This window comes from Hydrogenophaga sp. BPS33 (assembly GCF_009859475.1).
Taxonomy (GTDB): Bacteria; Pseudomonadota; Gammaproteobacteria; order Burkholderiales; family Burkholderiaceae_C; genus Hydrogenophaga.
Window position 1 is genome coordinate 5,963,975 of record NZ_CP044549.1, and the last position, 13,729, is coordinate 5,977,703.

General features: G+C 69.1%; 14 protein-coding genes and 1 pseudogene. 13 read left to right on the plus strand and 2 right to left on the minus strand.

The window, feature by feature from the left end:
* Positions 1 to 13 precede the first annotated feature (13 nt).
* On the plus strand, positions 14 to 562 hold the full coding sequence (locus F9K07_RS27660) for an NADPH-dependent FMN reductase (RefSeq protein WP_159596445.1): 549 nt from the start codon (positions 14 to 16) through the stop codon (positions 560 to 562).
* Positions 563 to 840: 278 nt separating this feature from the next.
* Here the strand turns inward: F9K07_RS27660 and F9K07_RS27665 are convergent, their stop codons facing one another.
* Positions 841 to 1,299 carry an SRPBCC family protein gene (locus F9K07_RS27665; protein WP_159596446.1) on the minus strand — a complete coding sequence of 153 codons (459 nt, stop codon included), beginning with the start codon at positions 1,297 to 1,299 and terminating at the stop codon, positions 841 to 843.
* Between the two features lie 78 nt (positions 1,300 to 1,377).
* Complete coding sequence (locus F9K07_RS27670) at positions 1,378 to 2,064, minus strand: phosphatase PAP2 family protein (protein ID WP_159596447.1); 687 nt, start codon at positions 2,062 to 2,064, stop codon at positions 1,378 to 1,380.
* Between the two features lie 283 nt (positions 2,065 to 2,347).
* Here F9K07_RS27670 and F9K07_RS27675 point away from each other — a divergent pair, with 283 nt between their 5' ends.
* The 12 genes and pseudogenes from F9K07_RS27675 to F9K07_RS27730 all read left to right on the plus strand — a co-directional run bounded on the left by F9K07_RS27675 (position 2,348) and on the right by F9K07_RS27730 (position 13,676).
* A complete protein-coding gene (locus F9K07_RS27675; RefSeq protein WP_159596448.1) occupies positions 2,348 to 2,587 on the plus strand; it encodes an acyl carrier protein in 240 nt (79 codons plus the stop codon).
* Between the two features lie 3 nt (positions 2,588 to 2,590).
* On the plus strand, positions 2,591 to 3,862 hold the full coding sequence (locus tag F9K07_RS27680; protein WP_159596449.1) for a beta-ketoacyl-[acyl-carrier-protein] synthase family protein: 1,272 nt from the start codon (positions 2,591 to 2,593) through the stop codon (positions 3,860 to 3,862).
* A 9-nt stretch (positions 3,863 to 3,871) separates the two neighbouring features.
* Entirely contained in the window at positions 3,872 to 4,156 is a 285-nt protein-coding gene (locus F9K07_RS27685; protein WP_159596450.1) for a phosphopantetheine-binding protein, read from the plus strand.
* A gap of 1 nt (position 4,157) precedes the next feature.
* The gene (locus F9K07_RS27690; RefSeq protein ID WP_159596451.1) at positions 4,158 to 4,805 is read left to right on the plus strand and encodes a hypothetical protein; all 648 of its coding nucleotides are present in this window, start codon (positions 4,158 to 4,160) and stop codon (positions 4,803 to 4,805) included.
* 7 nt (positions 4,806 to 4,812) lie between these two features.
* A pseudogene (locus F9K07_RS27695) lies at positions 4,813 to 6,460 on the plus strand (AMP-binding protein).
* Entirely contained in the window at positions 6,457 to 7,362 is a 906-nt protein-coding gene (locus F9K07_RS27700; protein ID WP_201451490.1) for an LpxL/LpxP family acyltransferase, read from the plus strand. The pseudogene F9K07_RS27695 and the gene F9K07_RS27700 overlap by 4 nt, the downstream one beginning before the upstream one ends.
* Entirely contained in the window at positions 7,359 to 7,928 is a 570-nt protein-coding gene (locus F9K07_RS27705) for a LolA-related protein (RefSeq protein WP_159596452.1), read from the plus strand. Before F9K07_RS27700 ends, F9K07_RS27705 begins: the two co-directional genes overlap by 4 nt.
* A complete protein-coding gene (locus F9K07_RS27710) occupies positions 7,925 to 10,264 on the plus strand; it encodes an MMPL family transporter (RefSeq protein WP_159596453.1) in 2,340 nt (779 codons plus the stop codon). The genes F9K07_RS27705 and F9K07_RS27710 overlap by 4 nt, the downstream gene beginning before the upstream one ends.
* On the plus strand, positions 10,261 to 10,905 hold the full coding sequence (locus F9K07_RS27715) for an alpha/beta hydrolase (protein WP_159596454.1): 645 nt from the start codon (positions 10,261 to 10,263) through the stop codon (positions 10,903 to 10,905). The genes F9K07_RS27710 and F9K07_RS27715 overlap by 4 nt, the downstream gene beginning before the upstream one ends.
* Position 10,906: 1 nt before the next feature.
* Positions 10,907 to 11,713 carry a polysaccharide deacetylase family protein gene (locus F9K07_RS27720; protein WP_159596455.1) on the plus strand — a complete coding sequence of 269 codons (807 nt, stop codon included), beginning with the start codon at positions 10,907 to 10,909 and terminating at the stop codon, positions 11,711 to 11,713.
* Positions 11,710 to 12,432, plus strand: a complete 723-nt coding sequence (locus F9K07_RS27725) for a class I SAM-dependent methyltransferase (RefSeq protein WP_159596456.1) — start codon at positions 11,710 to 11,712, stop codon at positions 12,430 to 12,432. Before F9K07_RS27720 ends, F9K07_RS27725 begins: the two co-directional genes overlap by 4 nt.
* Positions 12,433 to 12,485: 53 nt before the next feature.
* On the plus strand, positions 12,486 to 13,676 hold the full coding sequence (locus tag F9K07_RS27730) for a beta-ketoacyl-[acyl-carrier-protein] synthase family protein (RefSeq protein ID WP_159596457.1): 1,191 nt from the start codon (positions 12,486 to 12,488) through the stop codon (positions 13,674 to 13,676).
* Positions 13,677 to 13,729: the final 53 nt, after the last annotated feature.

Sequence of the window (13,729 nt, forward strand, 5' to 3'; positions counted from 1 at the left end):
AACAAGACACACCATGATCAAGATCCTCGGCATCTCGGGCAGCCTGCGCGCGGCCTCCTACAACACCGCGCTGCTGCGCGCGGCCGTGCCGCTCGTGGGCCCTGGCGCACAGCTCGACACCGCCACGCTGCACGGCATTCCGCTGTACGACGGCGACCTGGAGCAGAGCGAAGGCACGCCTGCCGCAGTGCGCGCGCTGAAGGACAAGATCCTGGCCAGCGACGGCCTGTTGCTGGTCACGCCCGAGTACAACAACGGCGTACCGGGCGTGTTCAAGAACGCCATCGACTGGCTCTCGCGACCCACGCCCGGCCTGCCCGACGTGTTCCGCGACCGCCCGGTGGCCGTCATCGGCGCCTCTCCCGGCGGCTTCGGCACCATCATGTCGCAGACCCACTGGCTGCAGGTACTGCGCACCCTGGGCACGCGCCAGTGGCACGGCGGGCGCTTGATGGTGTCGCGCGCAGGCTCGGTGTTCGGGACGGATGGCGCGGTGCAGGACGAGAAAGTCCTCGCTCAACTCGGAGAGTTCGTGCAGGGCTTCGCGGCCAGCTTGAAGTGAACACCCCCCTGCGCCGCTGACGCGGCTTCCCCCCTCCGTAGCGCGCCTTCGGCGCTTCGAGGGGGGACGGCACCTGGGGCCGGCGGAGCCGGACCCTCGGTGCCCCTGGATCGGCTCCCCCTCACTCGCCGCCTCTTTGTTCGTCGGCGCGCGTGCATCATTCCAGAGATGCCGAGGAACCGGCTTTGCCGGGCCTCTGGCATCGTCCCCCCTCGAAGCGCCGAAGGCGCGCTACGGAGGGGGGAAGCCGCGTCAGCGGCGCAGGGGGGTGTTCCGATTCAAGCGTCCGGGATGTCGGGTTCGACGAGCTGGGCCAATTGCACCAACGACTCCTGCCAACCCAGATAACACATCTCCGCCGGTATGACCGCCGGAATCCCGTCCTGCACCACTGTGAGTTCGGTGCCACACACCACGGCCTTGAGCTGCACGTCCACATTCATCACGCCGGGCAGGTTCGAGTCGTCGAACTTGTCGTTGTAGCGCACGCGCTCGCCCGGCTTGAGTTCCAGGTATTCACCCCCGAACGAATGCGCGTGGCCGGTCGAGAAGTTGCGAAACGACATCTTGAAAGTGCCGCCGACCTTGGGCTCCAGGTGGTGCACCTGGCAGAGAAATCCGTAGGGCGGCAGCCAGCGGGCGAGCGCATCGGCGTCCAGAAAGGCGCGGTAGACCTTTTCCGGTGGCGCGCGCAGCACGCGGTGCAGTCGGACGGTATTGGTGGCATTGCTGGACATGGTGGGATTCCTTTCAAGACAAAGAGACCATGGATCCGGGCAGGCCGCAACGTGCAGCGCCCCATACCCGCACGACGGTCAGCGCACGGCGTTCTCGACAAGCGCCGAACGAAAAACCGGCTCCCGGCGCAGCGACAGCCAGCCGAACACCGCCCCCACCAGCGCCCCGGCCAGCACATCCAGAAACACATGCTGGCGGATCGCCATGGTGGACCACACGATCACCACGCAGTACACCACGCTGAGCAACTGCAGGGCCGTGGGCGCGCGCACCTGCAGGAAGATGACACGCAGCCACATCAGCGAATACACCGCCGAGCCCACGTGCAGCGAGGGACAGGCGTTGCCCGAGGCGTCGATGCCCTTGAGAAACTGCAGTTGCGGGTGCAGCGACCAGTCGACATCGGGTACCGGCACCTGGGTCGGGAAGACCCAGAACAGCGCCAGACAGAACAGGCACATGGCCGCCGTCCAGAGTCCGTAGCGGATCAGCTCGCGCAGGTCGGGCATCAGCGCCGAGGGCAGGGACACGTAGAACCAGAGCGACACATACGCCGGAAAGCCCAGCCCGGTGAACGGCACCCAGTCGTCGATCGCCAGCGTGGGCATCACCACGGGCTCGCCCAGTGGATGGTGCAGCACCCAGAAATAGCCCTTGAAGAACAGCACCATGAAGGCCGTGGTGCCCAGCGCCTTGAGATACCAGAGGGTGGCAAACCGGGACCAGAGTTGACCGTACCAGGAGCGGGCGGGGAGGGAGGACATGGTCGTGGAGTGGGGTTCGGCCGGAACGGTCCCGACCGGCCGGGCCTACTGTACGTCACGCGCGTGGCGCCAGGTCCCACGCCAGGCCCCATACGAGAGGCCCTTTGTATAATCCGTCTCCCTGCGAAGAGCGAGGCCAAGAGCGAGGCCGTGCGTGCCCACCAAGGCACCGCGGACACAAGAAGACCTTCGCGTTGGAGGAGTTCCCCCGCTTGTCTTCCCTTGCGCAACCATGGCTTGCGTGCAGGCCGCGCCATGCCAGTCCCACCCTTGAGCGTTTCTCATGAACTCTTCCGAAATGATTCGAACGTTTCTCGTTGACCGCCTGGGCGTGGAGGCCGAGCAGGTGCAACCGCACGCCCTGCTGGCCGAGCTCGGGGTGGACTCCTTGATGCTGGCCGAATTGATGTTCGAAGCCGAAGACCGCCTGGGCATCGACATCCCCTCCGACACCGAGCCCCCCAAGACCGTGGCCGACATGCAAGCTGTGATCGACGCGCTCACGGCCCTCAAGACCCCCTGATCCATGCACCGCCACCACCGTGTCGCGATCACCGGCCTTGGGGTGATCAGCCCCTACGGCGGCGATGGCACCGATTTCTTCGAGCGCCTGCTGGCCGGCGAGTCGGCCGTGCGCCACCTCGCCACCGACGAGCCGCCGCGTCCGCTGTCGGTGCCGGCTGGCATCTGCCCCGAATTCGATCCCGAAACCATCCTGGGCAAACCGCTGGCGCTCATGATGGAGCGCTTCGCCCAACTGGGCACAGCAGCGGCGTTTCTCGCCTGGGAGCAGGCTGGCCTCACGCGCCGGCCGGGCGAAGGCGACGCGTCCCGCGAGCACTGGGGCTGCATCTGGGGCACCGCCCTGGGCGGCGTGGCGGCGCACGAGCGCGGCAGCCGCGAGATGTGGCTCAAGGGCCGCGAACGCGTCTCGCCGCTGTCGGTGGTGCAGGGCATGAACAACGCGGTCAACGCGCACATCTCCATCCAGCTCGGCCTGGGCGGCGTGAGCACCAGCCACACGGCAGCGTGCGCGTCTTCGGGCATCGCCATCGGTGAAGCCTTCCGCCGGGTGCGCAGCGGCGAGGCCGCGGTCATGCTCACCGGCGGCTCCGACGTGTGCCAGTCCTACGGCGTGGTGCGCGCCTGGGAAGCCATGCGCGTCATGGCCCCGGGCGATGCGCTGACCTCCCCTTCGGCCTGCCGGCCCTTCGCCGCCGACCGCGCCGGCCTGGTGCTGGGCGAAGGCGGCGCGGCGCTGGTGCTGGAGGCCTGGGACCATGCGGTGGCCCGGGGCGCGCGCATCCACGGCGAGATCGTCGGCTTTGGCACCAGTTGCGACCACAGCCACCTCGTGCGCCCGAACCGCGAAGGCCAGGTGCGTGCCCTGCGCAGTGCACTGGCCGATGCGCAACTGGCGCCCGACGACATCCACTACGTCAACGCCCACGGCACGGCCACCGCCGAAGGCGATCCGGTGGAGATCGCCGCCCTGCGCGAGGTGTTCGGCGAGCGCGCCGTGCAACTGCCGGTGAGCGCCACCAAATCCATGCACGGCCACCTGCTGGGTGCCTGCGGCGCGGTCGAGGCGGTGGTCACCGCCATGACCTTGCGCGAGCAGGCCATTCCCCCCACCGCCCATTTGTCCGGCCGCATTGACCCGGCCTGCGAAGGGGTGGACCATGTCCTGCAGGGTCGCCGAGGCGTGCCGTTGCGCGCCGCCTTGTCGAATTCCTTTGCCTTCGGTGGCAGCAACGCCGTGCTGGCGTTTCGCGCGCCCCCCGCTTTTTCTTCCTGAACCCACGCCATGACTTCTGCTGCCTCTCCCGCCGACATCGACGCCCTCGTTCCAGAGGTGATCGCGCTGATCATCGAAGCCCTCAACATGGAGCTCGACGCGAGCGAGGTCGACCCCGACGGACCGCTGTACGGCGATGGCATGGGCCTGGACTCCATCGACATGCTCGAGATCTCGCTGGTCATCTCCAAGCGCTATGGCTTCCAGATGCGCTCGGACAACGAAGACAACGAGAACATCTTCTCCTCGCCCCGCGCGCTCACCGCCTATATCGCGAGCCAGCGCACGCAGTGAGATGGTGGAGTCCCCGGTGCTGCGCAACTTCGGCGTGCTGCTCCTGATGGTGGCATGGGTGGTCGCAGCGCACGTGGGCAGTAACGGCTGGGGCAACATGGACTTCAACGTCGCGGTGGCGATCTCCCCCATCGCGCTGGCCGTGGTCCTGGTGTTGTGGCGCCTGCCCAAGCCCTGGCAGCGGTGGTTGGGCCTGCTGGTCCCGTGCGCCGTGCTCGTCGGGCTCTGGCCGCAGTTGCGCCACAACGTGCCCTGGCTGTACTACCTGCAACACCTGGGCATCCACGTGGCGCTCGGCGTGTTCTTCGGCAAGACGCTGCTCGGTCCGGGCGAGGCACTCATCACCCGCATGGCGCGGCGCATCTTCACCGAACCCCTTTCCGCGCGCAACGTGCGCTACACGCGCGGCGCCACCGTGGCCTGGACGCTGTTCTTCTTCGGCAACGCGCTGGTCTCTACCGCGCTGTTCATCTGGGCACCCCTTGACGTGTGGTCCTGGCACGCCAACGTGCTCACCGGACCCCTCATGGGCTTGATGTTCCTGGGCGAGTACATCTGCCGCATGATCCTGCTGCCCCCGAACGAGCGGCCCGGCCTGTCGGACGTGGTGAAGGCCTACAAGCGCGAGTCGGCGCAGCGCGGAGGGTAGTAGTCCAGTGAGCCGATCTGCTCTCCTCAGCCGCCACGCGCTGGACGACGTGTTCGCCTGGCGCGCGCACGGCCCGATCACCGTACGGACCTTCCTGGCCGAAGCGCACGCGCTCGCCGAGCGGCTGCCACCGGGCGACTGGCTGCTCAACATGTGCGAGGACCGCTACCACTTCGCGGTCGGTTTCGCCGCCGGCCTGCTGGCGGGCAAGGTCAGCCTGCAACCCTCGTCGCAGTCGGCCGACACCTTGCAGCACCTGGCGCTCGAACATCCCGGCGTGGCCTGGCTCGGCGATCGGCCCGACACGGTGCCCGGCATGCCCGGGCTGGTGTTCCCCGACCTGGCGGCGCTGCCACGCCCGGCCGACGCGGCGATGCCCCAGATTCACAATGAGCGCCTGGTGGCCATCTTGTTCACCTCCGGCTCCACCGGCGCGCCGCAGCCGCACCGCAAGACCTGGGGCAAGCTGGTGCTCAACGGGCAGGCCGAGGCCCAGGCGCTGGGATTGCTCGATCGAGCCCAGGCCATCGTGGGCACGGTGCCCGCGCAGCACAGCTACGGTTTCGAATCCACCTTTCTGCTCGCCCTGCACGGCGGTTGCAGCTTCTTTGCCGGCAAGCCGTTCTACCCGCAGGACATCGTGTCCGCGCTGCAAGCCGTACCGCGTCCGCGCATGCTGGTGACCACGCCCTACCACCTCTCGGCGCTGCTGGCGTCGGAACTGGCCGTGCCGCCGCTGGACCTCATCCTCTCCGCCACCGCGCCGCTGAGCACCGACCTGGCCCGCCGCGCCGAAGCGCACTGCGGCGCTCCGGTGCACGAGATCTACGGCTCCACCGAATCGTCCGCGCTCGCCTGCCGCCGCACGCTCGACGGCGCGCACTGGCGGCTCATGGGGCGGGCGCGGCTCGAACAGGAAGGCGACACCACCTACGCATGCGACGGGCATGTGGAGCGGCGCGTGCCGCTGGCCGACATCATCGAGTGCTTCGACAACGGCCGCTTCGTGCTGCACGGCCGCCACGCCGATTTGGTCAACATCGCCGGCAAGCGCACCTCGCTGGCCTACCTCAACCACCAGATCGCGGCGGTGCCCGGCGTGGTCGATGCGGCCTTCTTCCTGCCCGACGAGGCCGACGCGCAGGACGGCATCGTGCGCCTCACCGCCTTCGTGGTCGCGCCCACGCGGGACGCCCACGCGCTCATGGCCGAACTGCGCCAGCGGCTGGATCCGATCTTCCTGCCGCGCCCGCTGGTGTTCGTGGACACGTTGCCGCGCAACGACACCGGCAAGCTCCTGCGCGCCACGCTGCAGATGCTCTACGCCGACCAGGTGAAGCCCCATGGACGCGGCTGAATTCACCTGGGCCGTGCCGGCCGACCACCCGGCCTTCGCCGGCCATTTCCCGTCGCGCCCGATCGTACCCGGCGTGGTGCTGCTGGACCAGGCGATCCTGTTCGCGCAGAAGATGCGCGGCGCAGCCGACGCCACCGGCTGGCGGATCGCCCAGGCCAAGTTCTTCGTGCCGATCGGGCCGTCCCAGGTGCTGCGCTTTGCCTTGCACACCACGCCACGCGGCGCGATCGCCTTTGCCGTCACCTGCGACGAGCGCGAGGTGGCCGCCGGCAGCCTGCTGCCCACGCCTGCCCCATGAGCCGCGCAATCCCACCCGACTGGATGCGCCAGGAAGAACGCAGCCACCTCGGCGTGCTGCGCTTCATGGTGTGGATCTCCCTGCGCCTGGGCCGGCCCATCGGGCGGCTGGTGCTGCGCTTCATCGCGCTGTACTACGTGGTGTTCTCGCCCAAGGCGCGGCGCACCGGCCGCGTGTACCTGCGGCGGGCCCTCGGGCGCGAGCCCACCTGGGCCGACGCCTACCGCCACGTCATGCACTTCTCTAGCACGGTGCACGACCGCGTGTACCTGCTCAACGACCGTTTCGACCTGTTCGATATCGAGCTGGTGGGCCATGAAGCCGTGCAGGCCGCGCTCGCGCGCCAACCGGGCGCGCTGCTGTACGGCGCGCACATGGGCAGCTTCGAGGTGCTGCGCGCCATGGCCCATGGGCACGCCCACGAGCCCGTGGCCATGCTGATGTACGAGGACAACGCGCGCAAGATCAACGCCATCCTGCACGCCATCAACCCGCAGGCCCACCAGGACGTGATTCCCCTGGGCCATCCCGACTCGATGCTCAAGGCGCGCGACCGGCTCGACGCCGGCTCGCTGGTGGGTTTGCTCGCCGACCGCTCGCTGGCCCACGACAGCACGGCAGAATGCCGGTTTCTGGGCGAACCGGCACCGTTCCCCATCGGTCCCTGGCGCATGGCGGCCATGCTGCGCCGACCGGTGTTCTTCATGGCCGGCCTGTACCTGGGCGGCAACCGGTATCGGCTGCATTTCGAACCCCTGGCCGACTTCTCCACCGTGGAGCGCGGCGAGCGCGACGCGGCCATTGCCCAGGCCATGCAAGCCTACGCCGACCGCCTGAGCCACTACTGCCGACGGGCGCCGTTCAACTGGTTCAACTTCTTCGACTTCTGGCACCGCACATGATCCGACGACTCCTCACTGGCCTGCTGCTGGGCGCCTTCGCGGCGGTGGCGCACGCCGCCTTCGACCTCAACCAGCTCATGGCCGAACTCGCGCGCAACCCGGGCGGCAACGCCACGTTCGTCGAGAAGCGCTACCTCGCCCTGCTCGACAAGCCCGTGGTCGCCTCGGGTGAGATGAGCTACCGCGCGCCCGACTGGCTGCAAAAGCGCACGCTCAAGCCCAGGCCCGAAACCGTGACCCTCAACCGGGACACGCTGAGCCTGGAGCGTGAGCGCCGCACCATGACCATCAACCTGCGCCAGCGCCCCGAAGTCGCGGCCTTCGTCGACAGTGTGCGCAGCACGCTCTCGGGCGACCGCGCGGCGCTGGACCGCCACTACAAGCTCAGCCTCGCCGGCACACGCGATGCGTGGACGCTTACCCTGGTGCCCAGCGAACCCAAGATCCTGGAACTGCTGCAGCGCATCACCGTCGCGGGCGTGCGCGAGCAGGTCTTGAAGATCGACTACCTGCAGGCCGACGGCGACCGCACCGAGATGACGATCGCTCCGGTGAAGAACCCATGAACCGCGGTTTCTGGCGCGCCCTGCTGATCTGGTTGGCAGCCATGGGCTGCGGCGTGGTGCTGCTTCTGGACACCCGCTTCTCGGCCGACGTCTCCTTCTTCCTGCCTTCCAAGCCCACGCCCGAACAGCAGGTGATGGTGGACCAGTTGCGCGAAGGGGCCGTCTCGCGCCTGTTGATGCTGGCCATTGCGGGTGGCACGCCCGAGCAGCGCGCGGATGCCTCGCGCGCCTTGCGCGCGGCGCTGGCGAAGGACCCGTCGCTGGAGACGGTGCAAAACGGCGAAGCCGAGGCGCTGGAGACGGTGCGCGACTTCATGCTCGACCACCGCTACCAGCTGAGCAACGCGGTCACCCCCGAGCGCTTCAGCGTGGAGGGCCTGCGCGATGCCGTCCTCCAAAGCGTGGACATGCTCAGTTCCTCGGCGGGCCTGCTGTTCAAGCCCTTTCTTGCGCGCGACCCCACCGGCGAACTGATCGAACTCGTCTCCGGCCTGAACGCCGGCGTGCAACCCAACGAGCGTGAAGGCGTGTGGGCCTCGCGCGATGGCGAACGCGCCATGCTGATCGCACAGACCCGCGCACTCGGCTCCGACACCGACGGCCAGGCCGCGGTCATCGGTCTGATCCGCGGCACGTTCGACCAGATCGCCGCGCAAGACGGCATGAACGGCCTGAGCCTGCAAATGTCCGGCCCGGGCCTGTTCGCGGTGCGCGCGCGCGCGACGATCCAGGAAGAAGTGGCGCGGCTCTCGCTCATGAGCACGGCCATCCTCGCGGTCATGCTCGGCTTCGTGTACCGGCGCGGGCGCCTCATGCTGCTCACGCTGGTGCCCGTGCTCAGTGGCACCCTGGCCGCCATCGTCACCGTGGGCGTGGTGCACGGCACGGTGTTCGGCATCACGGTGGGCTTTGGCGCGGCACTCATCGGGGAGGCGGTGGACTACGCCATCTACTATTTCGTGCAATCGGGTCGGCAGGGCGCGACGTCCTGGCGCGAGCAGTACTGGCCCACGATCCGCCTGGGCGTGATGACCTCGGTGCTGGGCTTTGGCGCGCTGCTGTTTTCCGGCTTTCCAGGACTGGCACAGCTGGGCCTGTACGCCATCAGCGGCGTCCTGGCGGCCGCGCTGGTCACCCGCTACCTGTTGCCGGACCTGGCAGGCCCCGGCGTGCACCTGGCCGACGGCGCGCGCCAGGGCCGCGTGCTGCGCCCGCTGGTGGCACACGCGCACGTGCTGCGCTGGCCCCTGCTCGCGCTCGTGCTGGTGGCCGGCGTGTACCTCGCGCAGCACCGCGAACAGCTCTGGAAATCCGACCTCTCCGCGTTGTCCACCGTGACGCAGGAAGAAGGCGAACTCGACGCGCACCTGCGCGCCGACCTGGGTGCTCCCGATGCGCGCTACATGGCCGTCATCACCGCCCCCGACCGAGAGAGCGCGCTGCAAGCCGCCGAACGCGCGGGGGCGGCCTTGCGCCCGCTGGTGGACCAGGGCCTCATCGGCGGCTTCGACACGCCCGCGCGCTTCCTGCCCAGCGAAGCCGCGCAAGCCGCGCGCCGCGCCAGCCTGCCCACACCGGAGGAACTCGAGCAGCGCCTGCGCCAGGCCCTGGTCGATGCGCCGCTCTCGGCCGATCGGCTGCAGCCGTTTCTGGACGACGTGAAAGCCGCGCGCAACGCACCCCCGCTCACGCGCGCCGACCTCGATGGCATCGGCCTGGGCCTCGCGGTCGACGCCCTCTTGCTGCAGCGGCCCAGCGGCTGGAGCGTGCTGCTGCCGCTGCGCCCACCGGCCGCATCGGAGAATGCCGAGCTGCCGGTGGACGCGGTGCGCGCGGCGCTGGCCGGCACCGGCGCGCTGTTCATCGATCTCAAGGGCGAGTTCGACACGCTCTATGGCGAGTACATCGACGAAGCCATCGTGCTCTCGCTGGCCGGCTTCATCGCCATCACCGTGGTGCTGGGCTTCGTATTGCGCAGCCCCATGCGCTTGCTGGGCGTGATGCTGCCGCTGGTGATGGCCGTGATGGTCGTCGTCGCCGGCCTGCACATGGCCGGCGTGCGCCTGCACCTGTTGCACCTGGTGGGCCTGCTGCTCACCGTGGCCGTGGGCTCGAACTACACCTTGTTCTTCGACCGCCTCGCGGTGGGCGAACCGCTGGACGACGAGACCCTGCTGTCCATCGGTGTGGCCAGCTTCACCACCGCCGTGGGCTTCGGCGTTCTGGCATGGTCCTCCGTCCCGGTGCTGCACGCGATCGGCATCACCGTAGGCCCGGGCGCCGTGCTCGCACTCATCCTGTCCGCGGCCTTCGCCGTGCGACAGCGCAGTGCATGAACACTTTGCTGCGCACCGTGGGTATCCCCGGCGATGCGCCGCATCTGCTGGTGATGCTGCCCGGCATGGTGATGCAGGCCGAGGCCATCTTCGAAGCCGGGTTTGCCGACGCGATAGCCCAACGCGCGCTGCCGCTCGATCTGCTGGCGGTGGACGTGAGCGGCATCGGGCTGGAGGCGGCCGACACCTGGAACGCGCTGCAGGACCAGATCCTCACACCCGAGCGCGCGCGCCGCAGGAGCGTGTGGCTCGGCGGCATCTCGCTCGGCGGCTTGGTGGCCATGGCGCACGTCGCGGCGCGGCCCGGCGTGGTCGATGGTCTGTGCCTGCTCGCGCCCTACCCGGGCAGCCGGCCGAGCGTGAACGTGATCGAGCGCGCGGGCGGTGTCGACCGTTGGCAACCCAGCGCAGCAGACTTGCGCGACCCCGAGCTGCGCCTGTGGCAGTGGCTGAAACGCCCTCCGCGGGACTTGCCGGTGTTCATCGGCCATGGCCGTGAAGACCGGTTTGCCGACCGCATCCAGCAAGTGGCAGACCGCTTTCCCGCGACCGCGCGCCACACGGTCGCGGGCGGCCACGAATGGTCGGCATGGTTACCCGTCTGGGAACAATTTCTCGAGGCCGGTTATTTTTCCGCCTGACATGACAAGCACGCGCTGGACACCCGCTCCTCTTCTACCGGCTTCCGCCGTGGTGCACGGCGCGGCCGTGCTCGGCACGCTCGCGGTGCCCGCCGCCTGGCCTTGGGCCGTGGGTGCGCTGGTGGCCAACCACGCGCTGCTCGCGGGTGCGGGCCTGTGGCCCAGCTCGCACCTGCTCGGCCCCAACCTCACGCGCCTGCCCGCCGATGCCGCGGCGCGGCGCGAGATCGCGCTCACCATCGACGACGGCCCAGACCCCGAGGTCACGCCACGCGTGCTCGACCTGCTCGACGCCGCGCATGTGAAAGCCAGCTTCTTCTGTATCGGCCGCATCGCCGAACAACACCCAGTGTTGTGCCGTGCCATCGTGCAACGCGGCCACCGCGTGGAGAACCACGGTTTCGCGCACAGCAACGCGTTCTCGCTCTTCGGCCCCGGCGCCATGCGGCGCGACATCGCACGCGCGCAGGCCACGCTGTCCGACATCACCGGCCAGGCACCCCGCTTCTTCCGCGCCACCGCCGGCCTGCGCAACCCGTTTCTCGATCCGGTGCTGCACGGCCTGGGGCTGCAACTGGCCACCTGGACGCGCCGCGCCTACGACACGCGCACCGGCGATCCCGAGCGCGTGTTTCAGCGACTGACGCAACACCTGGGCCCGGGCGACATCGTGCTGATGCACGACGGCCACTGCGCGCGCACGCCCACCGGTGAACCCGTCATCCTCGCCGTGCTGCCGCGCTTGCTGCAGACCCTGAGCGAACGCCAACTCCACCCCGTCACCCTTCAGCCCACCCCGCCCACATGAGCCGCCCTTTTGTCAAGACTCTGGTGAACGAAGCCAGCCACACCTTCCGCGCGAGCGGCCCCTTTGCCTACCACTACGCACGCGGCAAGCTGGGCTACGACACCATCTTTCACGAAATGCTGCGCCGCGGCCTGCTGCCCGAAGGTGGCCGCTACCTCGACCTCGGTTGCGGCCAGGGCAGCCTGTTCGCCTGGCTGCTGGCCGCGCGGCGGCTGCACGACAAAGGCCAATGGCCCCAGGACTGGGCGCCCGCGCCCGCGCCCGAACAGCTGCACGGCATCGAACTGATGCCCAAGGATGTGGAGCGCGCCGCGCAAGCCTTCGGCCCTGCGCACCCGGTGGTGCGCATCGAACAGGGCGACATGAACGCCGCCGACTTCGGGCATGCCGATGCGGTGCTGATCCTTGACGCCCTGCATTACTTCAGCCACGAGCAACAGCGCGACGTGCTCACCCGCATCCGCGCGGCGCTGCGCCCCGGGGGCGTGTTCCTCACGCGCGTGGGCGACGCCAGTGCCGGACTGACCTACCGCATCTGCAATGGCGTGGACCGTCTGGTCACCTACGTGCGCGGCCACCGCCTGCCGCAGCTGTACTGCCGCAGCGTGAAAGACTGGGTAGCCGAACTGGAACGCCTGGGCTTCGCGGTGGAAACGCAGCCCATGAGCGGCAAGAAGCCGTTTGCCAACGTGATGCTGGTCTGCCGGGTACCGCACTGAGTCGGGCTCCCCCCTCTGAGACAATCCGCCGGTTCCGTTTTCCGAGACCTACCTTGACGCCCCTGCCCTTGACCGCCTACACCGCCACCAGTTGCCTGGGTGTGGGCCTGGCCGCGCACCGCGCGGCCTTGCACGGCAACCAGAGCGGCCTGCGGCCCTGCGCCTTTGAAACCGTGAACCTGCCGACCTGGGTCGGCGAGGTCGCAGGCGTGGACGACCACCCCTTGCCCGCCGCGTTGGCGCGCTACGAATGCCGCAACAACCGCCTGGCCCTGCTGGCCCTGCGCGCCGACGGCTTCGAAGAGCGCCTGCGCGCCGCCGTCGCCCGCCATGGTGCGCAGCGCGTGGGTGTCTTCATCGGCACCAGCACCTCGGGCATTCTGCAGACCGAACTGGCCTACCGGGAACGCGACCCTGCCACGGGCGCGTTGCCCGCATCGTTCGACTACGCCGCCACGCACAACCCCTACGGCGTGGCCGAACTGCTGCGCGAGCACCTGGGCATCACCGGCATGGCCACCACCATTTCTACCGCCTGCTCCTCCAGCGCCAAGGTGTTCGCGGCGGCCGCGCGCCAGATCGAACTCGGCACCCTCGATGCGGCGCTGGTCGGTGGCGTCGACTCGCTGTGCCTGACCACGCTGTATGGTTTTGCCTCGCTCGAACTCACCTCCAAAGAACCGTGTCGCCCCAGCGATGTGGACCGCGACGGCATCTCCATTGGCGAAGGCGCGGCCTACGCGCTGCTCGAGCGCGCCGACGGCGCCGCGCCCGATGCCGTGTGGCTGCTCGGCACGGGCGAGTCGAGCGACGCGTACCACATGTCCGCGCCGCACCCCGAAGGCCTGGGCGCGCAGATGGCCATGCAGGCCGCACTGCGCTCGGCCTCGCTGGGCGCGGACGCGATCGACTACATCAACCTGCACGGCACGGCCACGCCGGCCAACGACAGCGCCGAAGGCAAGGCCGTGGCCAACGTGTTCGGCCAGCGCGTGCCCTGCTCCTCCACCAAGGGCGCGACCGGCCACACGCTGGGCGCGGCCGGTGCGCTTGAAGCGGTGGTGTGCGCGATCGCGCTGGTTGACGGCTTCGTGCCCGGCAGCGTCGGTACGCACACGCTCGATCCGGCCATTCCGCTCAACGTGCAGATGCAGAGCGCCACGCTGCCGGTGCGCCGCGCTTTAAGCAACTCGTTCGGCTTTGGCGGCAGCAATTGCAGCCTGATGCTGGGAGTTGGTGCATGAGCGCCGCGCCGGGCCGCCCCAAGCAAGCTCGCACCGCAGGCGAAGCCGAAGGG

What these genes read in the sequence shown, in the direction of transcription:
- F9K07_RS27725 (WP_159596456.1), top strand. Translation starts at nt 11,710, where the DNA reads ATGAGCCGCCCTTTTGTCAAGACTCTGGTGAACGAAGCCAGCCACACC.
- F9K07_RS27660 (WP_159596445.1), top strand. Translation starts at nt 14, where the DNA reads ATGATCAAGATCCTCGGCATCTCGGGCAGCCTGCGCGCGGCCTCCTAC.
- F9K07_RS27710 (WP_159596453.1), top strand. Translation starts at nt 7,925, where the DNA reads ATGAACCGCGGTTTCTGGCGCGCCCTGCTGATCTGGTTGGCAGCCATG.
- F9K07_RS27700 (WP_201451490.1), top strand. Translation starts at nt 6,457, where the DNA reads ATGAGCCGCGCAATCCCACCCGACTGGATGCGCCAGGAAGAACGCAGC.
- F9K07_RS27665 (WP_159596446.1), bottom strand. Translation starts at nt 1,299, where the DNA reads ATGTCCAGCAATGCCACCAATACCGTCCGACTGCACCGCGTGCTGCGC.
- F9K07_RS27680 (WP_159596449.1), top strand. Translation starts at nt 2,591, where the DNA reads ATGCACCGCCACCACCGTGTCGCGATCACCGGCCTTGGGGTGATCAGC.
- F9K07_RS27720 (WP_159596455.1), top strand. Translation starts at nt 10,907, where the DNA reads ATGACAAGCACGCGCTGGACACCCGCTCCTCTTCTACCGGCTTCCGCC.
- F9K07_RS27715 (WP_159596454.1), top strand. Translation starts at nt 10,261, where the DNA reads ATGAACACTTTGCTGCGCACCGTGGGTATCCCCGGCGATGCGCCGCAT.
- F9K07_RS27705 (WP_159596452.1), top strand. Translation starts at nt 7,359, where the DNA reads ATGATCCGACGACTCCTCACTGGCCTGCTGCTGGGCGCCTTCGCGGCG.
- F9K07_RS27685 (WP_159596450.1), top strand. Translation starts at nt 3,872, where the DNA reads ATGACTTCTGCTGCCTCTCCCGCCGACATCGACGCCCTCGTTCCAGAG.
- F9K07_RS27690 (WP_159596451.1), top strand. Translation starts at nt 4,158, where the DNA reads ATGGTGGAGTCCCCGGTGCTGCGCAACTTCGGCGTGCTGCTCCTGATG.
- F9K07_RS27670 (WP_159596447.1), bottom strand. Translation starts at nt 2,064, where the DNA reads ATGTCCTCCCTCCCCGCCCGCTCCTGGTACGGTCAACTCTGGTCCCGG.
- F9K07_RS27675 (WP_159596448.1), top strand. Translation starts at nt 2,348, where the DNA reads ATGAACTCTTCCGAAATGATTCGAACGTTTCTCGTTGACCGCCTGGGC.